The sequence below is a fragment of the Acidovorax cavernicola genome (genome assembly GCF_003581445.1).
Genome location: NZ_QXMN01000003.1, coordinates 159,945 through 184,117, shown reverse-complemented (window position 1 = coordinate 184,117; position 24,173 = coordinate 159,945). Strand labels below are relative to the sequence as shown.

Below are 24,173 nucleotides of genomic sequence, written 5' to 3'. Positions count from 1 at the left end.
AGGAACAGGGGACTGCTTTGCGCCCGGAGCGGAAGTACCCGTGCCTCGGAAAAAGACGTCCATTCGCCACAGCCCGGACGGATCCGGCGCATATGGCATGCGTCTACTTGTTGGCCGCCACAACCGTGGCGGATGCAGCCTTGATGAGTGAAAGCATGCTTGGTAGATCCTCTGTGCTCTTGCTGAGGCGAACGGCGGTGTAGCCAAGCCGCAGGCCTTTGACAAGAGTCAGGCTACCCAAACTCAAGGAGTACTCGACGCCCTTGGTGCCGTCCTGAGGCGAACCGATCGTGACAATGCTCATGTAGGCACCATTCTCGTCAGACCCCAGGATCCCGAAGTTCTGTACCGATTGGTCACCGGGGCCAAATTCACGCACGCGCTTCATCGCTCGATTGATTCCCTCCTCCATCTTGGTGTCTTGCGCCACATCCCTTGAGAGTAGCTGCAGGTATTGAGCGCGGGTCACTCCGTCAAACGCTCGGATTTCGCCCTTGGGCGCTAGGGCGCCGACCACAACGTAGTCGTTGAAGCTACCTGTGTATCCAGCAGTCCCGGCCCTCACTCGAGCCAGCTCCTTGCACTCAACAAAATACATCAACAACTTGTTGTTTGGCCCCATTCCATACGCAATACGTGAGGCAACTTCTTTTTCGTCAGAAGTCTTGTTTGCGATGCAGTAACCGGGAGGAGCGGGAATTTTCACCTGCCGGCCTGCGAGAGAGACCTCCTCAGCTTGAGAAGTGAAAGCAGCGGAGGCCACTCCCAAATAGATCAGGAAGCTCTTGTAGCGAATCGGGCGTTGCATTTTCGAGAACGTTGAAAGAGGCGGAAACCAACAAGGCTGGCCCGCCGATTCTGGCCCCTTGCACCGCGAGCGCGTACGTACTGGCCACACGTAGTTGTGGGCCAACAACGCAGGTCCGCTTCTGGCCGTGTAGCCGGTCGCGCTTGCGCTGCGGAGGGCCCACACTCGTCGTCGAGGGCGCAAGGTGGTCACTCGAATCCTTGGATGACAGATCCAACCTCAGGATAGTTGTCCGATTAGCGCAGCCGAAATTCGTATGCATCCGCCGTGGCGTATGCGAAGCTAGATGCGTTTCATCCCTTTGAGTGCGTCATGGTCAAAAAGACAACTGAACAGAAAATTGCAGAGGGGCGTCGCTACATTGCCGCCAGTGGAGCAGCCAATGCAGATGAGCTTGAGCCGTTCTTGACTGACCCCAATCAAGCCATACGCGCCACGGCGGCCATGAATCCGGATGCAGACGCCGAGATATTGGATCGCTTCGCGAATGACAAATTCTGGGGCGTACGAATGGAAGTGGTGCGCAATGCCAACGTCAGCCAGACCACCCTGCGCAGGCTGTTGGAGTCTGACATGCGTAAACGCGGAGTAGTGCACCACGCAGCGCGCGCGAAGCTGGAAGAGCTCGGTGTGGAGTTCGGTGTTGATGGCATGCCGGAAGATGCGGTGTAGAAAATAATGCCGCGTTTCCCGAGCCTCTCTTGTTGTCAATGCGCCGCGAACATCGGCTTCCACGCGAATTTGGCCACCTCAGCGGGTGTCTGCCTTTGGTCAACGACGCCGGGAGAGAGCCCGGAACTGGAACCCAGTCCACGGCCAACCGTTGCAAGGCTCATATGGAAACGGCTTCATCGACCTGCGCCTTGATCGCTGCGAATGCAGCCGATGGATTCGGGGAACGGGAAATTGAACGCCCAATCACCAAATGACTGGCGCCCCAACGAATGGCGTCAAAAGGCGTCGCTACGCGCGCCTGATCATTCTTCGAGTCGGTCTCCAACTGAGTGCCTGGCGTCACGATGAGCATATGAGGTGGAAGGAGCTTCCGAAGCAGCTTTGCCTCTTGGGCGGACGCAACCACACCGTGACATCCCGCGGCAGCTGCCAGCTTGGCCAGGCGAACAACTTGCTCAGCGACTGACGCAGCCAGGCCGATTTCAGCCAGGTCTTCATCTCGCATGCTTGTGATGACCGTCAGGGCCAGAACGCTCAGGCCGGGAAATGGGCGGGCAGCTTCGACCGCGGCCCGCAAGACCGCGGAGCCTCCGGATGCATGGATCGTGACCATCGAGGCGCCCAGGGCGCCGGACACTGCCACTGCACCGGCCACTGAGTTGGGTATCTCGTGGAGCTTCAGGTCCAGGAAGACTTCCTTGCCACTCGAGATCAGCTTCCGGACCACGGCCGGCCCTTCTGCAGTCAGCAGTTGAAGGCCGACCTTGTAGAACTGTGCAGACGAACCCAGCTGGTCCACCAATTTGAAGGCTTCAGCGGCCGTGTCGAGGTCGAGCGAGACAAAGATCTTGTTCTTCTGTTGCATTGGGCGGTGGGCGGTGGGCGGGTTGAAGGGGGTGCAGGGATCAGTCTTGCTGCTTGCTCGTCGCCGCTCTCCAATCCAGCAAGTGACGGGCTATTGAGCGGTCATGGTCCGGCCTCGCTGCGAGGCCCATTCGCTCGACTACGATGCTGCCCAGGAAGTCAGCAATTTCTTCTTCATTGCTTCCGTTCTTGATCATTCCAAAGACACGGGGCAGGTAGCCGTGGTACTCGTCGCGTGCTTGAGGGACGGTCGCAATGCCGATGGGGTCCCACAGGTAGTGCAGGACCTCGTCTGTGGCGCGCTACAGCGCGAGGTCAGGTGGGCTGAGTTTGTTCATGTCAGATGTCTGTTGTGCGCCGAATTCTGCGGAGAATCCGATGATCCGTGTAGCCCGTCGCAGAGCCCGCGCTGAAGTAGTCAAGGGCGTAGAACCGGCGTGAATCGACTACGGCGGAAGTCCCGGTACTCGAACCTCTCCCCTCACAACGGCGACGCAGTCGAAGACGCCCGCAATGCGCCCAGCAACTGCGCGATGCCATCCAGCTCCGCCATTTCCCGCCGCACGACAAAGAACATGTGCCCGTGCGGCATGCCCGGTTCGAAACGCAGCTCGCGCACCATGCCGCGCGACTCGTAGTGCCGCACGGCGCTCAGCGGCGCCACGGTAAGGGCTGAACCTGTCGCCGCCAGCGACAGGTTGGTGTGGAACGACAGCGACTCGACATGCGGCACGGGCGGCATCGCGCCCATTTCGAGGAACCACTGGTCGAACTGCAGGCGCGTGCTGGCGCTGTGAGGCGGCAGCACCCAGCGCTCGGCCTGCAGCATGTCGATGGTCAGCTTGCGGCGGCGGGCCAGCGGATGCGTCGGCGCCGCGGCGAGGGCGAGGCTGGTTTCCCACAGCCGCGTGAGGTTCAGCTGCGTGGTCTCGGCCGTGCCGATGCCGGCGCGCAGCGGCGTGATGGCGCAGTCGATCTCGCCGTCGCGCAGCAACTGCATCAACCCTTCGACGGTGCCCTCCTGGATCGTCAGGCGCGGTAGCGTGCCTTCCTTGTCGAGCAGGGCGAACACGGCCGGCAGCGCGCTCACCGCGATCAACGGCAGCATGCCGACGCGCACCAGCGGAAGCTGCGGCACGGCGGCGAGGCCGGCGGCCACGGTGTCGAGCGCGCCCAGCGCAATGCGCAGGCGGTCGAGCGCGAAGACCCCGGCACGGCTCAGTTGTCCGCCGCGCGCGCTGCGTTCGATCAGGGTGCATCCGAACGCCGACTCCAGCTCCTGCAGCATCTTGGTGGCACCGGGCTGGCTCACGCGCAGCTGCTGCGAGGCGGCGCTCAGCGAGCCCGTCGCCGCGATCTGTTCCAGCAGCCGCAAGTGTCGAACGCGCAGGCGATCGATGTGCCCGGCATGAGGTCGGGGCAGGGCCGTCGTCGTGGCCGATGGCGTTGTCACGGCAGGCACGGACATGGTGACCTTGGGTATATCAATTCTTGATGGGAGGATTCGAATTCAATAATTGTCGGTGATGCCTCGGCTGTCCACAATCGCGGCCTGCACAACGCAGGAGACAGCAAGATGACAGACGAGACACTGGCGAGCGGAAGGCGTGCCGCACTGGGCATGCTCTCGGTGCTGGCCGCAGGCGCCCTTGGCCTGCACCGCCCGGCCTTCGGCGCCGAAGGCGCCTACCCGACACGGCCCGTGCGGCTGATCGTTCCGTATGCGGCGGGCGGCGGTCCGGACATCCAGGCGCGCACCCTCGGGCTCGTGCTCGGGCGCACGCTGGGGCAGGCGATCGTGATCGAGAACAAGGTCGGCGCCGGCGGCATCCTGGCGGCCGAGTACGTGGCGCAGCAGCCGCCCGACGGCTACACGCTGCTCATGGGCAGCTCGACGCATGTCACCCAGAAGCTGCTGCAGCCTTCGGTGCGTTTCGATCCGGCGACCTTCACGCACGTCATCCGCACCGGCACCGGCTACTCGGTGCTTACGGTGAACGCGGCCTCTCCCTACCGCACCATCGCCGACCTGATCGCGGCGGCCAAACGCGCACCGGGCACGCTGAACTATGCCTCGGGCGGCATCGGCAGCGCCGCGCACCTGTACGGCGCGGCCTTCGTGTCGTCGGCCGGCATCGAGGCGCTGCACGTGCCGTACCGCGGCTCGGTGGAGATCGCGCCGGCGCTGATGCGCGGCGATGCGCAGTTCGCGTTTCCGGTCGTGTCTACTGCATTGCCGCAGATCCGCGACCGCAAGCTGCGCGCCCTGGCCATCACCGCGACGCAGCGCGACCCGGCGCTGCCCGGCGTGCCGACCCTCAACGAAGCCTTGCACCGGCAGGACCTCGGCCTGCTGTCGTGGTCCGGCGTGTGGGGCCCGCCCGGCATGGCGCCGGCGATCGTGGCGAAGCTGCACGCGGCGCTCACCACCGCGCTCGCCGACCCGACGCTGCGCGAGGCCTATGCGCGCGACGGCTCGGTGGTCGCCCCGACCGATTCCCCCGCGGCCTTCGGCCGCTTCATCGACGCGGAGACCGCGCGCTATCGCGATGTCATCGCCCGCAACCGCATCGTGATGCAGTAGTCCACAGACGATCCCCATGACCGATTCCTCTTCCCTTGCGCGCAGCACCGCCTTCGCTCCGTTGACCGGCGTGCGCGTGCTCGATTTTTCCCACGTGATCGCGGGCCCCTTCGCGACCTTCCTGCTGGCGCAGATGGGCGCCGAGGTGACCAAGGTCGAAAGCGTCGACGGCGACGTGATGCGCCGCACCGAGCGTGGCCGGCAGGGCTTCGTGTCGCTGAATGCCGGCAAGCGCTGCATCACCGTCGACCTCGCCACCGAAGAAGGGCGCCGCCAGGCGCTGGCGCTGGCCAGTGCCAGCGATGTCGTGCTCGACAACCTGCGCCCCGGCGTGCTGGAGCGCTTCGGACTGGGCTTCGACGACGTGCGCGCGGCGCATCCCGGCGTGGTCTATTGCGCCATCTCCGGCTTCGGACGCGGCCACGATGACTGGCGCCATCGGCCGGCCTACGACCACGTGGTGCAGGCCGTGAGCGGCATGGCCTGGCTGGGCGGCAGCGAAGGCGACCCGCCGATGAAGACGGGCTTTCCGGTGGTCGATTCGGCAACCGGCATGCTCGCCGCCATGGCCATCCTGGCCGCGCTGCGCGAGCGTGACCGCACGGGCAGCGGCATGCTGATCGACGTGTCGATGGTCGGCGCGGGACTGCAGCTGATGTACCCCATGGCCTGCGACGCACTGACCTCGGGCACGACGCCGCCGCGCGTCGGCAACCAGGGCTACTCGGGCAGCCCCTCGGCGGATTTTTTTCCCGCCAGGAACGGCTGGCTGGCACTGGGCGCGAACACGCCGCGCCAGTTGCTCGCGGTGCTGCGCACGCTCGGGCTCGGCCATCTGGCGGACGACCCGGCCGTGTTCGAGCAGCCGCTGAGCGGCGACGTGCCGGTGGCCTTCGTGCGTGCACGCGATCCGGCGGCGCTCAAGCGTGCGCTGGCCGAGGCCATCGCAGAGCAGGACGCTGCCGACCTCGAGGCTCGTCTGAGCGCCTGCCAGGTGCCTGCCGCACGGCTGCGCACGCTGGCCGAGTTCGCCGGCGAGGCCTGCGCCAACGGCTGCCTTCCGGCGGTCGCGCTGCAGGGCGACGGCATTTCCGTTCAATCTCCCGGCTTGGGGTTCGGCGTGTACCGCCCATCCTGAGGCTTGTTGTTTCTTCCACATCCCTGAGTCATGAAACGATCGAACATCCTCTTTCTGCTGGCAGCCTTGATGCTGTGGTGCACGGGCGTTGCCTCGGCCGCCGAGGTCGGACCGGCCCGCTTCTTCGACATGAAGGAGATCCTGGACGAGCGCACGCTGAACGCCCAGATCGCCAGCGACCGCGTGGTGCCCAGCCGAGCGCGCCCCGGCAAGAACGTGCGCGTGATCGAGCTGAAGTTCACCAGCCAGAACTGGCAGGGCATGGTCTGGCGGCATCCCGCGCGCATCTACGTGCCCGAGGACTACAAGGGGGGCGGCAACGCCGGCATCATCGGCACCGAGCGCAACTTCTTCGACGATCCTCAGTGGTATCGCCAGATCATCCCGGGCACCCAGTTGCGCACCGAGGAACAGTACGCCGAAGCCACGGCGATCGACCTGGGCCTGCCCATCATGATGTTCAGCAACCCCGCCGAAGACTTCATGGGCATGGATGAATCCGACCTCATGGGCCATGCGCTGAAGAAGGTGGCCGAGACCGGCGACCTCGGCTGGTACGGCTATACCGCCATCACGCGGGCCTACCTGCGTGCGATCACGCTGATGCACTCGCTGCCCGGCGTGCAGACCGAGCGCGCCGTGATCATGGGCTGCTCCAAGCGCGGCATGGCCGTGGGCATCGCGACCGGTGCGGGCGACGACCGCGTGGCGGGGATCATGGCCACGTGCTACTACGGCGGCAACAACTTCTACAGCTTGTCCAAGCGTTTCGCGGAATTCGGCCCGAACGTACGCGGACCGGCGAAGGACCGTGCGGGCCCGGGCTTCCAGCCGGCCGAGAAGGTCTTGCGTTCGTACAACAACCCGCTGGGCTTTGCGCTGAACACGCACTTCGACCCCTACATGTGGCGCGACAAGATCAAGGCCAGCTACCTGGTCGCCCTGGGCACGAACGACGAGTTCTTTGCGCTGGGTTCGTCCAACAGCATGATCAGGGAGATGTCGGGCGACAAGGCCTTCCTGGCCATCGACAACCTCCCGCATTCGTGGGTGTCGCAAAAACACCTGGCCGCCTGGCGCATGTGGCTGGCCCACACCTTCCTGCAGCGCCCGTTGCCCCGCATCGACGCGCAAGGCGCGCTCGATGGTGAACGGTTGCGCGTGTCGGCCAAGGTGGAGACGACGACGCAACTGGTGGGCGTGCGGCTTTTCTATGCCTACAACCCGATCGCCACCGACTGGCGCCGCGCCCAATGGCAGTCCGTGCCCATGACGTCGGGTGAGAGCGGCTACACGGCGCAGCTGCCGCGTCGCAGCGGCCAGAGCATCGGCTACTACATCGAGGTGCAGGACACCGGCGTCGGTGGTGCGGGCTACGTCAGCTCGCTGATGGAAAGCACCGACTAGCTTCGTTCCCCGATCGTTTCGCGCACTCCGATCCTCTTCGCGCGAAACGCATCTCTCTCTCACTTTCCCTTCCCCTGCAGCGCGATTCGCCGGCCCCGTCCGGCGGGCGCGACTGCGCGCGCGTTCGATGACCCGTCAGAGGTCGTTCACTGGAGACAAAAGCAATGAAGAAACTGTCGCTTGCCCTGGCGGGCTTCACCGTGGGCGCTTCCGCGCTGGCGCAATCGTCGATCACCGTGTTCGGTGTGATGGACGTGTCCGTGAGTCGCTACAGCACGCGCAGCGAGCCTGTCGGTGCGCCCACGCAGAAACAGCACCAATGGGCCTTGTCCAGCGGCGCCTACAGCGGCAGCCGGCTCGGCTTTCGCGGCACGGAAGACCTGGGCGGCGGCCTGGCTGCCGGCTTCTGGCTCGAGCTGGGCCTGAACGGCGACAGCGGCGGCGGGGCCGAGGCGAACGGCACGATGTCTTTCAGCCGGCGTTCGACCGTCAGCCTGTCGGGCGGGTTCGGCGAGCTGCGGCTGGGCCGCGACTACGTGCCGACCTACCTGAGCGACACCCTGTTCGATCCCTTCGGCGGCGTGGGCGTGGGCATCAGCACGAACGCGTCGCTGGGCAATGCCCGCGCCGGCACGCTGCTGGGCGGCGCCGTGCCAGCCTCGGCCACGAACCTTGTGCTGAACCGGAACTACGTGCGCGCGAGCAACAGCATCGGCTACTTCCTGCCGCCCAACCTCGGTGGTTTCTACGGGCAGGGCATGTACGGCCTGAACGAACAGACGAAGTACACGCCCGCCACGGCGACGCCTGCCGACACGGCCTTCGGCGGCGCGCAGAAGTCGCGCGCGGGCGGCTATGTCGGCGGCCGCATCGGCTACGCACGGGGCGACTGGAACGTGGCGCTGGCCTACGGCGAGAGCACCGTTGACGACCAGTTCCATGCCGGGAACACGCTGGTGCAGAAGACGGGGAATCTCGCGGCCTCCTACAAGATCGGCGAGACCATGCTGTTCGGCGAGTACTCGAATCTGCGCGTGCGACAGCAGGCGGAACATCCGGCGACCGTGGCGCCGGCCGCCGCGATCGACGCGAAGTTCGAAAGCTACCTGCTGGGCGTGACCGTGCCCCTCGGCGCCGGCCAGATCCGCGCGGCCTATTCCCGCACCCAGGGCACCATCGGCACGGGACCCGTCTTCCTGCGGGAGGTGGCCCACCTGAAGGCCGAGAAGATCGCGCTGGGCTACGTTCACCACCTGTCGAAGCGCACCGCCCTGTACACCACTGTCGCCTACGTGAAGAACCGCGACGGCATGAGCTTCGCTACCGGTGGTGCGCCGGGGTATGTCGCGAGCGCGAGCCGCAAGGCTGCGGCGGGGCGCACGGATACGGGGCTGGGTTATGAGTTCGGGATTCGCCACGCTTTCTAGGCGGGGCGGGTGGAGGGATCAGGCGTTCAATGTCGGCGGGATCGACAAATGCTTCGTCGCCCATCCCATGGCGAGTGCTACTTCTTCGCCAGAAACGCAGCAACCAGGGCATTCGCATGCCCATGTCCCATCTTGTGCTGCGTCTTGAGCTGGCTCACCAGCTCCATGTGTTTCAGCGGGCCCGCTTTCTCAAGAACCGCCATCCAGTGCGCGATCGGTTGGGCGTATGTTTTCTCGATCGAGGGAAAGTAGGAGGCGGGTCCCTTGACTTTGGCGGTCTCGGTCATGAACGGTTCTTTCGCGGGTTGAGAGTTCTGTTCGTGCAACGCCCGGCGAGCGCTGCCTGATGCGGCTTTCGACGCGAGGCGCAGACCCTCCGGTCGATGGCCCCTCGTGGCCGAATGTAGCCGAGGGGCGTGTGCGGTCGGGAGGCAAGTTGCGCGCCTCGCAGGAGACGTCGTCTCCGCTTCCGGGCAATCGGGCCCACGCTCACTCCGCCGGCTCCTCCGTGCCGCCCCCCTGCGAGTCATCCACCTTCTGCATGTTGTCCAGCAGCTTCAGCAGGTAGTGCAGCGTGTGGGTGACGTCGTTCACCGAGAACCCGTCGAGCACCTGGTCGTAGTAGGCGTAGATCTTCGGCTGCGCCTCCACCACCCACACGTGCTGCCCCGACTCGGTCATGGTGACCAGCCGTGAGCGCCGGTCGCGGCTGTCGGGCGCGGTCTTCACGTGGCCGTCGCGCTCCATGCGGCTGACCAGGCCCGAGAGGTTCTGGCGGCTGACCTTCAGGTAGCGCGCGAGGTCGCCCACGCTCATTCCGCCCACGGCCTCGTCGCGCGACAGGGCGCCGAGCACCGCCCATTGCTGCGTCGTCAGGCCCTCGGCTTCGACGGCCCGGCTGCCTGTTTTATGCAACATATTTGCGCATTGGTAGAGGCGAAAGAACACCCGATTGGCGAGCGCCATGCGCGCAGAGTCGGTGTTTTCACTAGGGTTTGGCATATTTTTTCTTTCGGAAAGGCTTGCGCGGCGCCGTGAAGGCATCTCATAATACGTCAACGTATTTACGTAAATGCCTTTCAAGCGGTGCCCAGCGGCCCAACGATATAGCAAGCCCCCGACCCTCAGGAGAACCAGATGCAGCGATTCCAGGATAAGACAGTGATCGTCACCGGCGGCGGTGGCGGCATCGGCGGCGCCACCAGCCGCCGTTTCGGCCAGGACGGCGCCCGCGTGGCGGTGTTCGACATGAACCTCGAGGCCGCCGAAGCGGTCGCCGCGCAGATCCGCGCCGACGGCGGCCAGGCGCAGGCCTTCCGTTGCGACATCACCGACCGCCCCGGCGTCGACGCGGCCGTGGCCGCCGTGGTGGAGCGCTTCGGCCCGGTCGACGTGCTGGTCAACAACGCCGGCTGGGACGTGTTCAAGCCCTTCACCAAGACCGAGCCCGCGCAGTGGGACAAGCTCATCGCCATCAACCTCACCGGCGCGCTGCACATGCACCACGCCGTGCTGCCCGGCATGGCCGCGCGCAAGGCGGGGCGCATCGTCAACATCGCGTCCGACGCGGCGCGCGTGGGCTCTTCGGGCGAGGCGGTGTACGCGGCCTGCAAGGGCGGGCTCGTGTCCTTCTCCAAGACCATCGCGCGCGAACACGCACGCCACGGCATCACGGTGAACGTGGTGTGCCCCGGCCCGACCGACACGGCCCTGTTCGCTGAATACAAGGAAGGCGCGGGCAATCCCGAGAAGCTGATGGAGGCCTTCACGCGCTCCATTCCGCTGGGCCGCATCGGCCAGCCGAACGACCTGCCCGGCGCCATTCTTTTCTTCGCCAGCGACGACGCGGCCTTCGTGACGGGGCAGGTGCTCAGCGTCTCGGGCGGCCTGACGATGAACGGCTGACCCCTCACTCGCACTCACCCGGAACACACACCATGACCACCACCACCGACTTCGAAGACATCCTCTACGACGTGCGCAACCGCGTCGCATGGATCACCATCAACCGCCCCGAGAAGATGAACGCCTTCCGCGGCCAGACCTGCGACGAGATCATCCGCGCGCTCAACCGCGCGGGCTACGACCGCGAAGTGGGCGCCATCGTGCTGGCCGGCGCTGGCGAGAAGGCCTTCTGCACCGGTGGCGACCAGTCGGCGCACAACGGCAACTACGACGGCCGCGGCACCATCGGTCTGCCGATGGAAGAGCTGCACGACGCCATCCGCAACGTGCCCAAGCCGGTGATCGCGCGCGTGCAGGGCTTCGCCATCGGCGGCGGCAATGTGCTGTGCACCATCTGCGACCTGACCATCGCTTCCGAGAAGGCCGTGTTCGGCCAGGTCGGCCCGAAGATGGGCTCGGTCGATCCGGGCTACGGCACCGCCTTCCTCGCCCGTGTGGTCGGCGAGAAGAAAGCGCGCGAGATCTGGTACCTGAATCGCCGCTACAGCGGCGCCGAGGCCGTGGCCATGGGCCTGGCCAACGCCGTGGTGCCGCACGACCAGCTCGACGCCGAGGTGCAGAAGTGGGCCGAGGAAATCTGCGAGCGCAGCCCCACGGCGCTGGCCATCGCCAAGCGCAGCTTCAACGCCGACACCGCGCACCAGGCCGGCATCGCGGGCCTGGGCATGTACGCGCTCAAGCTGTACTACGACACCGAAGAGTCGCGCGAAGGCGTCGCGGCCCTGACGGAACGGCGCAAGCCCGACTTCCGCAAGTACGCGAAGTAATCGCACCGGAGGAGACAGCGATGAACCCGTACATCGACGACGACCTCGCCACGCTGGCCGAGCATGCGCGCCGCTTCGCCGCCGGGCGCGTGGCCCCCGGCTTCCTGGAGCGCGACGCCACCCGCGTGCTCGACCGCGCGCTCATGCGCGAGATGGGCGAGATGGGCTTCATCGCGCCCGAGCTGCCCGAGGCCCACGGCGGCCAGGGCCTGGGCTGCCTCGCGGCCGGCGTGATCCACGAAGAGATCGCCCGCGCCGACCTGAGCCTGAGCTACATCAACCTGCTGGCCTCGCTGAACGGGCAGATCCTGTCCGAGCACGGCCAGCCCGAGGTGGTGGCGCCGTGGCTGGCCAAGCTCACGCAGGGCGAGGCGCTGTTCGCCATCGCGCTCACCGAACCGCGCGGCGGCTCCGACGCCGCCAACCTGCGCCTGCGCGTGGAGCGGGTGGGTCAGCACTACGTGCTCAACGGCGAGAAGACTTCGATCTCCGCCGCCGACCAGGCCGACGCGGCCGTGGTGTTCGGGCGCACCGGCAGCATCGAGTCGGCGGCCCACGGCGTGACCGCGCTGCTGGTGCCGATGGACTTGCCGGGCGTCACGCGCAACCGTTTCGACTGCCACGGCCAGCGCGCCATCGGGCGCGGCTCGCTGTTCTTCGAGAACGTGCGCGTGCCGGTCGACCACCGTCTCGGCGAGGAGAACAAGGGCTTCGTGCAGGTCATGCAGGGCTTCGACTTCTCGCGCGCGCTCATCGGCCTGCAGGTGCTGGCGGTGGCGCGCGTGGCGCTGGAAGAAACCTGGGAGTACGTCGCGCAGCGCGAGGCCTTCGGCAAGCCGCTGTCGGCGTTCCAGGGCGTGTCGCATCCGCTGGCCGACTTCGACACGCAGATCGAGGCCGCGCGCCTTCTGTGCCTGCAGACGCTGTGGCTCAAGGACAAGGGCGCGCCGCACACCGCCGAGGCCGCCATGTGCAAGTGGTGGGGCCCCAAGCTGGCCTACGACGCGATCCACCAGTGCCTGCTGATGTTCGGCCACGGCGGCTACGACCGCGGACCGATGGAGCAGCGCCTGCGCGACGTGCTGGGCTTCCAGATCGGCGACGGCACGGCCCAGATCATGAAGACCATCGTCGCCCGCACGCGCGCTGGCCGCTCGGCGGTGCCCGCGTAGTCGCTTCCTGGTTTTCCGGTTCGCACAACAAGAGGAGACAAGACATCATGGAATTCGACGCCGTACTGCTGCCCCCGCGCCGCGCGCGCATGGTGGCGCAAGGCCTGTGGCACGACCGCACCATCAACGACGCGCTCGACGCCTGCGTGGCCGCCTGCCCCGACAAGGTGGCGCTGACCGCGGTTCGCATGAAGGACGGGGAGGGCGAGGGCGCCACCGTGCGCTTCACCTACCGCGAGCTGGGCCGCATGGCGGACCGCATCGCCGTCGGCCTCGCGCGACTGGGCGTGGGCCGCAACGACGTGGTGGCCTGCCAGCTGCCCAACTGGTGGGAGTTCACGCTGGTCTACCTGGCGTGCTCGCGCATCGGCGCGGTGATGAACCCGCTGATGCACATCTTCCGCGAGCGCGAGCTGTCGTTCATGCTGAAGCACGGCGCGGCCAAGGTGCTCATCGTGCCGGCGCGCTTCCGGGGCTTCGACTTCGAACAGATGGCCACGGGCCTGCAGGCCGACCTGCCCGATCTCGCGCAGGTCGTGGTGGTCGGCGGCAGCGGCGCGAACAGCTTCGACGCGCTGCTCGCCGGCCCGGCGTGGGAGACCGAGCCCGACGCCGCGCAGGTCCTGCAGCGCGCGCGCCCCGGCCCCGACGATGTCACGCAGCTCATCTACACCTCCGGCACCACCGGCGAGCCCAAGGGCGTGATGCACTCGGCCAACACCACCATGGCCAACATCGTGCCCTACGCGCAGCGCCTGGGCCTGGGCGCCGACGACGTGGTGCTGATGGCCTCGCCCATGGCGCACCAGACCGGCTTCATGTACGGGCTCATGATGCCCATCGTGCTGCAGGCCTCGGTCGTGTTGCAGGACATCTGGGAGCCGAGGCAGGCCATCGCGTCGATCAACGCCGAGGGCGTGAGCTTCACCATGGCGTCCACGCCCTTCCTGTCCGACCTGTCGAAGACCGTGGCCGAATCGGGCACACCCGTGCCCACGCTGCGCGCCTTCCTGTGCGCGGGCGCGCCGATTCCGGGCGCGCTGGTCGAGCAGGCGCGCAAGGCACTCGGCGCCAAGATCGTCTCGGCCTGGGGCATGACCGAGAACGGCGCCGTCACGCTCACGCGGCTGGACGACGAGGACGAGCGCTCCATCCACACCGACGGCTGCCCGCTGCCCGGCGTCGAGCTGAAGGTGGTCGATGTCGACGGCCTCGCACTGCCGGCGGGCGAGGTCGGCCGGCTGCTGCTGCGTTCGTGCTCCAACTTCGGTGGCTACCTGAAGCGCCCGCAGTTCAACGGCACCGACGCGGCCGACTGGTTCGACACCGGCGACCTCGCGCGCATCGACGAGCGCGGCTACGTGCGCATCGCCGGGCGCACGAAAGACGTGATCATCCGCGGCGGCGAGAACATCCCGGTGGTCGAGGTCGAGTCGCTGCTGTACCGGAACCCCGACATCGCGATGGCCGCCGTCGTCGCCTACCCCGACGAGCGCCTGGGCGAGCGCGCCTGCGCGGTGGTGGTGCCCAAGCCCGGCCGCCAGATCGACCTGCCCTCGCTCGTCGCCTTCCTCAAGGCCGAGAAGGTGGCGCTGCAGTACATCCCGGAGCGGCTGATCGTGCGCGAGACGATGCCGTCCACGCCCTCCGGAAAGATCCAGAAATTCAAGCTGCGCGACGAACTGATGCGCGCGGATGAATCGGGCGCCCCGGCCGCCTGAGCGCACCTGCCGACACCCCCTAAAAGCAACGGAGACAACTCATGGAAAAGAAGCAATTCGCCGCCGGCGTAGGCCGGCGGCTGGGCCGCGCCGTGGCCGCGTTCGGTGGCCTCGCCATCGCCTGCCACGCGGCCTGGGCACAGGCCCCCGCACCGGCCGCTTGGCCCTCCAAGCCCATCCGCGTCGTCGTCGGCTTCGCGCCCGGCGGCAGCACCGACGTGATGGCGCGCATCCTCGCGCAGTCGCTGTCGGAGTCGCTCGGCCAGACCGTGCTGATCGACAACAAGCCCGGCGCCAGCGGCAACATCTCGGCTGCCGAAGTGGTGCGCGCCGCGCCCGACGGCCACACCTTCCTCATCGCGCCGACCTCGGTCGAGACGGCGAACCCCTCGCTCTTCAAGTCGACCCTGCTGCCCTCGCGCGACCTCACGCCCGTGGCCACCGTGGGGCGCACGCAGATGTACCTCGTCGCCAAGCCGCAGCTGGCCGCCAAGGACGTGCGCGAGCTGGTCGCGCTGGCGCGCGCCAAGCCCGGCACCTTCTCGTACGCCTCGGCCGGCGCCGGCACGCCGCCGCACCTGGCCTGCGAGCTGTTCAAGCAGGCCACCGGCACGCAGATCACGCACGTGCCGTACCGCGGCGCGGCGCCGGCGCTGCAGGACGTGCTCTCGGGCCAGGCCGACTTCGTCTGCGACCCCGGCATCGCCTTCCAGCACATCCGCGCCGGCAAGGCCAAGCTGCTGGGCATCGTGAGTGCCAAGCGCTCGCCGTTCTTCCCCGAGGTGGCCACCGTGGGCGAGCAGGGCTTCCCCGGCGCCAACCTCGACATCTGGTTCGGCATGTGGGCGCCCAACGGCACGCCGCCCGAGGTGCTGGCGCGCATGAACGCCGAGCTGGCCAAGGCGTTGGCGCTGCCGAACGTGAAGTCGCGCTACGGCGACCTCGGCGCCGAGCCCATTGCTATGAGCACGCCGGAGTTCCGCAAGCTGCTGGCCGACGAGGGCGCCACGCTCTCCGCGCTGATCTCGCGCCAGAAGATCGTGGTGGATTGAGCTCATGACCATGCCCGACGCCCCCGTGCTCACCCATGTCGACGGCCGCGTCGGCGTGATCACCCTGAACCGCCCGCGCCAGCTCAACGCGCTGAACGACGCGCTCATGGACGCCCTGGGCGCCGCGCTGCTGGCCTTCGATGCCGACGCGGGCATCGGCGCCATCGTCGTCACCGGCGGCGACACCGCCTTCGCCGCCGGCGCCGACATCGCGGCAATGGCCGACTGGGGCTACGCCGACGTGGTGCGCGACGACTTCATCACCCGCAACTGGGAAACCATCCGTCGCGTGCGCAAGCCCGTGATCGCCGCGGTGGCCGGCTTTGCCTATGGCGGCGGCTGCGAGCTGGCGCTGGCCTGCGACATCGTGCTCGCGGCCGAGTCGGCGCGCTTCGCGCTGCCCGAGATCAAGCTCGCCATGCTGCCGGGCGCCGGCGGCACCCAGCGGCTGCCGCGCGCCATCGGCAAGGCCAAGGCCATGGAGATGTGCCTGGCCGCGCGCGTGCTCGACGCGGCCGAGGCCGACCGCTACGGGCTGGTGTCGCGCGTGGTGCCTTCCGACGCGCTGATGACCGAGGCCATGGCGCTGGCGGCGCGCATCGCCGGCTATTCGCTGCCGGCGCTGGTCGCAATCAAGGAATCGGTCAACCGCGCGTGGGAATCGTCGCTCTCGGAGGGCATCCTGTTCGAGCGGCGCCAGCTGCATGCGCGCTTTGCCACCGAGGATGCGCGCGAGGGCCTGAGCGCCTTCCTGGCGCGGCGCCCACCGGTGTTCGGCCACCGCTGAGCGGCAAGGCCGGGTGCGGCGCCGGGCATGGCGCCGGAAAATCGTCGGTTCGGACGACGCTGCGCGGCGGCGCGGCGCCAACAATGCGCAGGACTCGAACCGAACACTCACCGGAGATTTCACATGCCCGAAGCCTATATCGTCGCCGCCGCGCGCACCGCCGGAGGCCGCCGCAACGGCCGCCTCGCCGGATGGCACCCCGCCGACCTGGCTGCCCAGGTGCTCAACGCACTGGTGGAGCGCACCGACGCCGACCCCGCGCTGATCGAAGACGTCATCATGGGCTGTGTCGGCCAGGCCGGCGAGCAGGCCTCCAACGTGGCGCGCAACGCGGTGCTGGCCTCGCGCCTGCCCGAGTCGGTGCCCGCCACCTCGGTCGACCGCCAGTGCGGCTCGTCGCAGCAGGCGCTGCACTTCGCGGCCCAGGCCGTGATGTCGGGCACGATGGACATCGTGATCGCCGCCGGCGTCGAGAGCATGAGCCGCGTGCCCATGGGCCTGCCCACCACGCTGCCGCTGAAGAACAACCTGGGCTTCTACGTGAGCCCGGGCATGGAAAAGCGCTACCCTGGCATCCAGTTCAGCCAGTTCACCGGCGCCGAGATGATCGCGCGCAACTACGGCATCGAGAAAGAAGAACTCGACCGCTACGCGCTCGAAAGCCACCACCGCGCCATCGCCGCCACCAAGGCCGGCCACTTCGAGCGCGAGATCGTGTCCGTGGCCGTGCGCATGGCCGACGGCACCGAGACCGGCGAGCTGCACACCACCGACGAAGGCATCCGCTACGACGCCACGCTGGAGAGCATCGCCGGCGTCAAGCTCATCGCCGAAGGCGGGCGCTGCACGGCGGCCACCGCCAGCCAGATCTGCGACGGCGCCAGCGGCCTCATGGTCGTGAACGAACGCGGCCTGAAGACGCTGGGCGTGAAGCCGCTGGCACGCATCCACCACATGAGCGTGATGGGCCACGACCCGGTCATCATGCTCGAGGCCCCGCTGCCCGCCACGCAGCGCGCGCTGCAGAAGGCCGGCATGAAGATCGAGGACATCGACCTGTACGAGGTCAACGAAGCCTTCGCGCCAGTGCCCATCGCCTGGCTCAAGACCCTGGGCGCCGACCCCGCCCGCATCAACGTGAACGGCGGCGCCATCGCGCTGGGCCACCCGCTGGGCGCCTCGGGCACCAAGCTGATGACCACGCTGGTCAACGCACTGGGCCAGCGCGGCAAACGCTACGGCCTGCAGACGATGTGCGAAGGCGGTGGCATGGCGAATGTGACCATCGTAGAGCGGCTCTGACGAAGCCGGCGGCCCTTGCGCCGCCAACCTGGCAGCGCCCGCGGGGGCGGCGCTGACCTTTCCGTTCCCTCAAAAAAAGAGATCGACGCATGATTCATGACACCGATCGCGGAGACAAGAACACCCCCCTGTTGCGCATCGACGCGGTGTCGGTGCGCTTCGGCGGCATCGTGGCGCTCGATGGCGTCTCGTTCGATGTGCGGCGCGGCCAGATCTGCGGCCTCATCGGGCCGAACGGGGCGGGCAAGAGCACGCTGTTCAACTGTCTCTCGCGCCTGTACGAATGCAGCGCTGGCCGCATCGAGTTCGACGGCCACCCGCTCACGCGCCTGCCGCGCCACCGCATGGCGGGCCTGGGCATCGGGCGCACCTTCCAGAACCTGGCGCTGTTCCGCACGATGACCGTGCGCGACAACGTGCTGGTGGGCTGCCACAGCAAGCACCACGCGGGCTTCCTGCGCAACGCCTTCCGGTTGCCCGGCGTGGCGGCCATCGAATCGCAGGCGCGGGCGCGGGCCGACCAGCTGATCCATTTTCTCGACCTCGATGCCGTGGCCGACCGCGAAGTGGCCGACCTTCCCTTCGGTACGCAAAAGCGCGTCGAGCTGGCGCGCGCGCTCGCGGCCGAACCGCAGCTGCTGCTGCTCGACGAGCCGGCCTGCGGCCTGAACCACGAGGAACTCGAAAGCCTGGGCACGCTGATCCGCGACATCCGCGACCGCCTCAACGTGACGGTGCTGCTGGTGGAACACCACATGAGCCTGGTGATGGGCGTGTCGGACAAGGTGGTGGCGCTGAACTTCGGCAAGAAGATCGCCGAGGGCTCGCCGGCCGAGGTGCGCGCGCATCCCGAGGTGATCCGCGCCTACCTGGGTGAAGAGGCGGAAGCGGAGGCGATGGCATGACGACCCATATTCTTGAGGTGCGCGGGCTGCATGCCGCCTACGGGCCGACGCGCGTGCTGCAGGGCATCGACCTCGACATCCCCACGGGCCAGGTCGTCGCATTGCTGGGCGCCAACGGCGCCGGCAAGACCACCACCTTGCGCGCGCTGTGCCAGATGATGGTCAGCACCGAGGGCCGCATCATGCTGGCCGGCCAGCGCATCGACGGCCGGTCCACCGAGCAGATCGCCAAGTCCGGCGTGGGCCATGTGCCCGACGGACGCGGCACCTTCCTGGGCCTGACGACCGAGGAGAACCTGCGCCTGGGCGCCTACGCGCGTGCCAGCCGCGAAGGCATCGAGGCCGACATGGTGCGCGTGTTCGACTACTTCCCGCGCCTGCGCGAGCGGCGCGGCCAGCAGGCCGGCACGCTGTCGGGCGGCGAGCAGCAGATGCTGGCCATCGGCCGCGCGCTCATGGGCAAGCCGCGCCTGTTGCTGCTCGACGAGCCGTCGTTCGGACTCGCGCCACTGATCGTGCGCGACATCTTCGCGATCATGCGGCGCATCAACAAGGAAGAGCGCGTGTCGATCCTGCTCGTGGAGCAGAACGCCAAGCTCGCGCTCGACCTGGCCGACTCGGCCTACCTCATCGAAACCGGCCGCATCGTGCTCTCGGGCCCGGCGGCCGAGATCCGCAGCAACGACGCCGTGCGCAAGGCTTATCTAGGTGAGTAAACCCCCAGTCTTCGCGCACTTCGTGTCGCTACGCCAACCCCCTTGCAGGGGGCAACACCAGCGGCCCGGCAAAGCCGGTTCCGCGGTGTTCCACGAAAAGAGAGAGCAAGAAATGAAGAGAGGTCGAGGCGAATGAATGCATTCCTGCACCAACTGCTGGCGGGCCTGGCCACCGGCGGCATCTACGCCAGCGTCGCGCTGGCGCTGGTGATGATCTACCAGGCCACGCACCACATCAACTTCGCGCAGGGCGAGATGGCGATGTTCTCGACCTTCATCGCGTGGAGCCTCATCCAGGCCGGCCTGCCGTACTGGGCCGCGTTCGTGGCGACGGTGGCGCTGTCCTTCGTGCTCGCGGCGGTGGTGGAGTTCACCGTGATCCGGCCCATGCACGACAAGCCCGCGCTCTCGGTGGTGGTGGTGTTCATCGGCCTGCTGGTGATCTTCCACAGCCTCGCGGGATGGCTCTTCGGCTACACCATCAAGCAGTTCCCGAGCCCGTTCCCGTCGGACGCGTGGTTCGGCAGCGCCATGATGTCGGCGCACGAGGTGGGCGCCATCGGCGTCACGCTGATGGTGGTGGTGCTGCTGTTCGCCTTCTTTCGCTTCACGCCGCTGGGCCTGGCGATGCGCGCCGCGGCGCAGAACGCGGCCTCGTCGCGGCTGGTGGGCATCAACGTCGGTCGCATGCTGATGCTCGGCTGGGGCCTGGCCGGCGCCATCGGCGCGGTGGCCGGGATGATGGTCGCGCCCGTGGTCTTCCTCGACCCGCACATGATGACCGGCGTGCTGCTCTACGCCTTCGCCGGTGCGCTCATCGGCGGCATCGACAGCCCCGTGGGCGCGGTGCTCGGCGGCTTCATCGTCGGCGTGCTCGAGAACCTCATCGGCACCTACGTGGTGGGCACCGAACTCAAGCTGTCGGTGGCGCTGGTGCTGATCGTCGGCGTGCTCATCGTCAAGCCCTCCGGCCTCATGGGCCGCAAGTTGGTCACCCGAGTATGACCAGGCTTACCCCCAGTCTTCGCGCACTTCGTGTCGCTACGCCAACCCCCTTGCAGGGGGCAACACCAGTGGCCCGGCAAAGCCGGTTCCACGGTGTTCCTGGAATGTCTCAGTCGCAAGTTGCACCGGAACGATGAAATGACCGCTCTCCAAGCCACTTCCTCATTGGGCTCCGCTGCGTCGACCAACGCACGCGCCGCCAAGCCCTCGCGCTCCCCGCTGATGTGGGTCGGCCTGCTGATCCTGCTGTGCATCGGCATCACCTTCGTCGCGCGCGGCTACCAGCTGTTCCAGGCGACCATGGTGATCTCGTACGCCATCGCGTTGCTGGGCCTGAACATCCTCACGGGCTACAACGGGCAGATCTCGCTGGGCCACGGTGCCTTCTATGCCATCGGTGCGTACACCACCGGCATCCTCATGGAGCACGCGGGCATGCCGTACTGGCTCACGGTGCCGGCGGCGGCGGTGGTGTGTCTGATCGTCGGCTACCTTTTCGGGCGACCCGCGCTCAAGCTCGAGGGGTTGTACCTTGCGCTCGCCACCTTCGCGCTCGGCGTGGCGATGCCGCAGCTGCTCAAGTACAAGCACCTGGAGGCCTGGACCGGCGGCGTGCAGGGCATCGTGCTCATGAAGCCCGCCGCGCCCTTCGGCCTGCCGCTGAGCGAAGACCAGTGGCTGTACCTTTTCTCGCTGTTCGTGGCGGTCGTGATGTTCTTCATCGCGCACAACCTGCTGCAAAGCGGCAGCGGCCGGGCGATGCGCGCCATCCGCGACCACGCCATGGCCTCGGAGGCGATGGGTGTGGACAACAGCCACTACAAGGCCATGACCTTCGGCGTCTCGGCGGCGTACACCGGCGTGGGGGGCGCGTTGTCGGCCATCGCGGTGCAGTTCGTCGCGCCCGATTCGTTCACGCTGTTCCTGTCGATCTCGCTGCTCGTGGGCATCGTGGTCGGCGGCGTGGGCACGCTGTACGGCGCGATCTTCGGCGCCATCTTCATCATGTTCGTGCCCTCGCTGGCCGAGAAGGTCTCCAAGGCCGCGCCCTGGGCGGTGTACGGCGTGGTGCTGATCATCTTCATGTTCGCGATGCCCGGTGGCGTGGTCGGGCTGCTGCGCAAGCTCCAGGCACGCTTCGCCCGTGCACGATGAAGCGACGCTGATCGCGAACGCACTGCAGCGGCTGGCCGGGCAACTCGTGCCCGGCGTGCATCCGGTGCGTGCGGTGCAGGCGGTGCGCCGGCTCTCGGGCGGCGCCAGCCAGCAGACCTGGGCTTTCGATGTGGCGACCGGCACAGGCCAAGGCCAACCGATGGTGCTGCGCCGCGCGGCCGATGCCAGCGGCGCGCGTGCGCAGGGCACCGCTGGCCTCGCTGTCGAAGCGCAACTCATCGAGGCGGCACAAGCGGGCGGCGTGCCCGTGCCGGGCGTGCGCCATGTGCTGCAGCCGGCCGACGGCCTGGGTGAAGGCTTCGTCATGGACCGCATCGAAGGCGAGACGCTGGGTCGCCGCATCGTGCGCGACGAGCGCCTGGCGGGCGCGCGGCGCGTGCTCGCCCGCCAGTGCGGCGCGGCGATGGCGCGCATCCATCGCCTGCCGGTGCACGGCCTGCCGCCGCTGCGCACGGCCGCCGCGCGCGCGGAGCTCGACTTCCAGATCGGCCTGCACCGCGTGCACGGCACGGCGCGGCCGGTGTTCGAGCTGGCCTTCCGCTGGCTGCGCGCGCATGCCCCCGACGACGTGCCGGCCCCCGTGCTCGTGCATGGCGACTTCCGAAACGGCAACCTGATGGTCGGCGAGGAGGGCCTGCGCGCCGTGCTCGACTGGGAACTCGCGCACCTCGGCGATCCGATGGAAGACCTCGGCTGGATGTGCGTGCGCTCCTGGCGCTTCGGTCACGGCGCGCTGCCGGTGGGCGGCTTCGGCACGCGCGAGCAGCTGTTCGAAGGTTACGCGTCCGAAGGCGGGCAGGTCGATGCCGCGCGCGTGCGCTGGTGGCAGGTGCTGGGCACGCTCAAGTGGGGCATCGTCTGCGAGGCCATGGTGCATGCCTGGCTCAGCGGCCGCGAGCGCGACGTGGAGAAGGCCGCCATCGGCCGCCGCGCGTCGGAGGCCGAGTCGGACCTGCTGGCGCTGCTCGCGCCTGAAGAAGAGGTCGCCTGATGCAGGACCGCCCCGACATCGCCGAACTGCTGGAGGCCGTCGCCGCCTTCCTGCGCGAGCAGGTCGTGCCGGCCACCGAAGGACAGGTGGCCTTCCACGCGCGCGTGGCCGCGAACACGCTCGACATCGTGCGGCGCGAAGTGCAGCTTGGCCCCGTGGCGCAGTCGAACGAATTGGCGCGCCTGCACGCACTGCTGGGCCCCGGCGCGCCTTCCGACCTGTCGGAGGCCAACCGCCTGCTCTGCGCGCGCATGGCCGAGGGCGCGCTCGACCCCGCCACCCCCGGCCTGCTCGACCACCTGCGCCAGACCACACGCGACAAGCTCGCCGTCGACCAGCCCGGCTACGCCGCCGGCACGAAGAAGAAGGAAGACTGACCCATGGATTTCGACCTGCCCCGCGACCTCGTCGACTACCTCGCCGAGCTCGACGCCTTCATCGACCGCGAGATCGTGCCGCTGCAGGCGCAGGACGACAACGAGCGCTTCTTCGATCACCGCCGCGAATGGGCGCGCACCGACTTCGAGAACGGCGGCCTGCCGCGCCCCGAGTGGGAGGCGCTGCTGGCCGAGGCGCGCCACCGCGCCGATCGCGCGGGCCATCTGCGCTTCGGGCTGCCCGTCGCGTTCGGCGGACGCGACGGCAGCAACCTCTGGATGGCCGTGATCCGCGAGCACTTCGCCGCACGTGGCCTGGGTCTGCACAACGACCTGCAGAACGAACACTCCATCGTCGCCAACAACCCCTTCGTGCTCGCCATCCGCGACTTCGGCACGCCCGCGCAGCGCGACGAACTCATCCAGGGCATGCTCGACGAGCGCGTGCGCCTGACCTTCGGCCTCACCGAGCCGCAGCACGGCTCCGACGCCACCCACATGGAGACCCGCGCCGTGCCCGAGGCGCGCCACGGCCGCGCCGGCTTTCGCATCGACGGCGAGAAGATGTGGACCACCGGCATGCACACGGCCACCCACTGCGTGCTGTTCGCGCGCACCAGCGGGCGTGACGGCGACGCGCGCGGCATCAGTGCATTGCTTGTGCCTGCGAAGGCCGAGGGCGTGAAAGTCGAGGAATACCTCTGGACCTTCAACATGCCCACCGACCACCCGCGCGTGAGCTTCACGAACGTGTGGGTGCCCGAGGACGCGGTGCTCGGCCCGCTCGACGGCGGCCTGGCCATTGCCCAGCACTTCGTGCACGAGAACCGCATCCGCCAGGCCGCGTCGAGCCTGGGCGCCGCCGACTACTGCGTGCGCGAGAGCGTGAAGTACGCGCGCGAGCGCAAGCCCTTCGGCGAGGAACTGGCGCGCAACCAGGGCATCCAGTTCCCGCTGGTCGAGCTGGCCACGCAGATCGAGATGCTGCGCCTGTTGATCCGCAAAACGGCGTGGCAGATGGACCAGATGCCCAAGCCGCAGGTCGAGAAGCAGCTCTCCGACAAGGTCTCGATGTGCAACTACTGGGCCAACCGCCTGGTGTGCGAGGCCGCCGACCGCGCGATGCAGGTGCATGGCGGCATCGGCTACTCGCGCCACAAGCCCTTCGAGCACATCTACCGCCACCACCGCCGCTACCGCATCACCGAGGGCTCGGAAGAGATCCAGATGCGCAAGGTGGCGGGCCACCTCTTCGGCTACATGGGGCCGAACCGCGTGGCCGCCTCCGCGGCTGCCTGAGCGCATCGTTTTCCAAACAAGAAAGAAGGAGACAC

The 24,173-nt window shown here is 67.8% G+C and carries 24 protein-coding genes; 19 read left to right on the top strand and 5 right to left on the bottom strand.

What is annotated here, in order from left to right; all coding sequences use genetic code 11:
- Positions 1-103 precede the first annotated feature (103 nt).
- Positions 104-808, bottom strand: a complete 705-nt coding sequence (locus D3H34_RS05345) for a hypothetical protein (protein WP_147400385.1) — start codon at positions 806-808, stop codon at positions 104-106.
- Positions 809-1,120: 312 nt separating this feature from the next.
- Here D3H34_RS05345 and D3H34_RS05340 point away from each other — a divergent pair, with 312 nt between their 5' ends.
- The gene (locus D3H34_RS05340) at positions 1,121-1,480 is read left to right on the top strand and encodes a hypothetical protein (RefSeq protein ID WP_119552392.1); all 360 of its coding nucleotides are present in this window, start codon (positions 1,121-1,123) and stop codon (positions 1,478-1,480) included.
- A gap of 160 nt (positions 1,481-1,640) precedes the next feature.
- Here the strand turns inward: D3H34_RS05340 and pyrF are convergent, their stop codons facing one another.
- Entirely contained in the window at positions 1,641-2,348 is a 708-nt protein-coding gene (gene pyrF, locus D3H34_RS05335; RefSeq protein WP_119552391.1) for an orotidine-5'-phosphate decarboxylase, read from the bottom strand.
- 480 nt (positions 2,349-2,828) lie between these two features.
- The gene (locus D3H34_RS05325) at positions 2,829-3,815 is read right to left on the bottom strand and encodes a LysR substrate-binding domain-containing protein (protein WP_119552390.1); all 987 of its coding nucleotides are present in this window, start codon (positions 3,813-3,815) and stop codon (positions 2,829-2,831) included.
- Positions 3,816-3,923: 108 nt separating this feature from the next.
- On the opposite strand from D3H34_RS05325, the gene D3H34_RS05320 reads away from it, so the two are divergent.
- From D3H34_RS05320 to D3H34_RS05305, 4 genes are all read left to right on the top strand, one after another.
- Entirely contained in the window at positions 3,924-4,931 is a 1,008-nt protein-coding gene (locus D3H34_RS05320) for a Bug family tripartite tricarboxylate transporter substrate binding protein (protein ID WP_119552389.1), read from the top strand.
- Positions 4,932-4,947: 16 nt separating this feature from the next.
- Positions 4,948-6,069, top strand: coding sequence for a CoA transferase (locus tag D3H34_RS05315; RefSeq protein WP_119552388.1), 1,122 nt, complete (start codon positions 4,948-4,950; stop codon positions 6,067-6,069).
- A 30-nt stretch (positions 6,070-6,099) separates the two neighbouring features.
- Positions 6,100-7,476, top strand: coding sequence for a PhoPQ-activated protein PqaA family protein (locus D3H34_RS05310; RefSeq protein WP_119552387.1), 1,377 nt, complete (start codon positions 6,100-6,102; stop codon positions 7,474-7,476).
- A 164-nt stretch (positions 7,477-7,640) separates the two neighbouring features.
- Positions 7,641-8,903: a porin gene (locus D3H34_RS05305; protein ID WP_119552386.1), complete on the top strand. Its 1,263-nt coding sequence runs from the start codon at positions 7,641-7,643 to the stop codon at positions 8,901-8,903.
- A gap of 77 nt (positions 8,904-8,980) precedes the next feature.
- Here D3H34_RS05305 and D3H34_RS05300 read toward each other — a convergent pair whose 3' ends face one another.
- Positions 8,981-9,190, bottom strand: a complete 210-nt coding sequence (locus tag D3H34_RS05300) for a DUF4287 domain-containing protein (protein WP_119552385.1) — start codon at positions 9,188-9,190, stop codon at positions 8,981-8,983.
- 202 nt (positions 9,191-9,392) lie between these two features.
- Complete coding sequence (locus D3H34_RS05295; protein ID WP_119552384.1) at positions 9,393-9,905, bottom strand: MarR family winged helix-turn-helix transcriptional regulator; 513 nt, start codon at positions 9,903-9,905, stop codon at positions 9,393-9,395.
- 135 nt (positions 9,906-10,040) lie between these two features.
- Between D3H34_RS05295 and badH the strand changes: the two genes are divergently transcribed.
- From badH to D3H34_RS05220, 14 genes are all read left to right on the top strand, one after another.
- On the top strand, positions 10,041-10,808 hold the full coding sequence (gene badH, locus D3H34_RS05290) for a 2-hydroxycyclohexanecarboxyl-CoA dehydrogenase (protein ID WP_119552383.1): 768 nt from the start codon (positions 10,041-10,043) through the stop codon (positions 10,806-10,808).
- A 32-nt stretch (positions 10,809-10,840) separates the two neighbouring features.
- Positions 10,841-11,635: a 2-ketocyclohexanecarboxyl-CoA hydrolase gene (gene badI, locus D3H34_RS05285; RefSeq protein WP_119552382.1), complete on the top strand. Its 795-nt coding sequence runs from the start codon at positions 10,841-10,843 to the stop codon at positions 11,633-11,635.
- A gap of 20 nt (positions 11,636-11,655) precedes the next feature.
- Positions 11,656-12,807, top strand: a complete 1,152-nt coding sequence (gene aliB, locus D3H34_RS05280) for a cyclohexanecarboxyl-CoA dehydrogenase (protein ID WP_119552381.1) — start codon at positions 11,656-11,658, stop codon at positions 12,805-12,807.
- 47 nt (positions 12,808-12,854) lie between these two features.
- Positions 12,855-14,528 carry a cyclohexanecarboxylate-CoA ligase gene (gene aliA, locus D3H34_RS05275; protein WP_119552380.1) on the top strand — a complete coding sequence of 558 codons (1,674 nt, stop codon included), beginning with the start codon at positions 12,855-12,857 and terminating at the stop codon, positions 14,526-14,528.
- Positions 14,529-14,569: 41 nt separating this feature from the next.
- Positions 14,570-15,580, top strand: a complete 1,011-nt coding sequence (locus D3H34_RS05270; protein WP_119552379.1) for a tripartite tricarboxylate transporter substrate binding protein — start codon at positions 14,570-14,572, stop codon at positions 15,578-15,580.
- A gap of 10 nt (positions 15,581-15,590) precedes the next feature.
- Positions 15,591-16,367, top strand: a complete 777-nt coding sequence (locus tag D3H34_RS05265; RefSeq protein ID WP_119552511.1) for an enoyl-CoA hydratase-related protein — start codon at positions 15,591-15,593, stop codon at positions 16,365-16,367.
- Between the two features lie 123 nt (positions 16,368-16,490).
- Positions 16,491-17,669 (top strand): acetyl-CoA C-acetyltransferase, encoded by a 1,179-nt coding sequence (locus tag D3H34_RS05260; RefSeq protein WP_119552378.1) that lies wholly within the window; start codon positions 16,491-16,493, stop codon positions 17,667-17,669.
- 89 nt (positions 17,670-17,758) lie between these two features.
- Positions 17,759-18,574: an ABC transporter ATP-binding protein gene (locus D3H34_RS05255; RefSeq protein WP_119552377.1), complete on the top strand. Its 816-nt coding sequence runs from the start codon at positions 17,759-17,761 to the stop codon at positions 18,572-18,574.
- Positions 18,571-19,290: an ABC transporter ATP-binding protein gene (locus D3H34_RS05250; protein WP_119552376.1), complete on the top strand. Its 720-nt coding sequence runs from the start codon at positions 18,571-18,573 to the stop codon at positions 19,288-19,290. Before D3H34_RS05255 ends, D3H34_RS05250 begins: the two co-directional genes overlap by 4 nt.
- Before the next feature lie 132 nt (positions 19,291-19,422).
- On the top strand, positions 19,423-20,295 hold the full coding sequence (locus D3H34_RS05245; RefSeq protein WP_119552375.1) for a branched-chain amino acid ABC transporter permease: 873 nt from the start codon (positions 19,423-19,425) through the stop codon (positions 20,293-20,295).
- A gap of 138 nt (positions 20,296-20,433) precedes the next feature.
- On the top strand, positions 20,434-21,450 hold the full coding sequence (locus D3H34_RS05235) for a branched-chain amino acid ABC transporter permease (protein ID WP_119552374.1): 1,017 nt from the start codon (positions 20,434-20,436) through the stop codon (positions 21,448-21,450).
- The gene (locus D3H34_RS05230) at positions 21,440-22,462 is read left to right on the top strand and encodes a phosphotransferase family protein (protein ID WP_286185458.1); all 1,023 of its coding nucleotides are present in this window, start codon (positions 21,440-21,442) and stop codon (positions 22,460-22,462) included. The genes D3H34_RS05235 and D3H34_RS05230 overlap by 11 nt, the downstream gene beginning before the upstream one ends.
- Positions 22,462-22,839, top strand: coding sequence for a DUF6285 domain-containing protein (locus tag D3H34_RS05225; RefSeq protein WP_119552373.1), 378 nt, complete (start codon positions 22,462-22,464; stop codon positions 22,837-22,839). Before D3H34_RS05230 ends, D3H34_RS05225 begins: the two co-directional genes overlap by 1 nt.
- A 3-nt stretch (positions 22,840-22,842) precedes the next feature.
- On the top strand, positions 22,843-24,138 hold the full coding sequence (locus D3H34_RS05220; protein ID WP_119552372.1) for an acyl-CoA dehydrogenase family protein: 1,296 nt from the start codon (positions 22,843-22,845) through the stop codon (positions 24,136-24,138).
- Positions 24,139-24,173 lie beyond the last annotated feature (35 nt).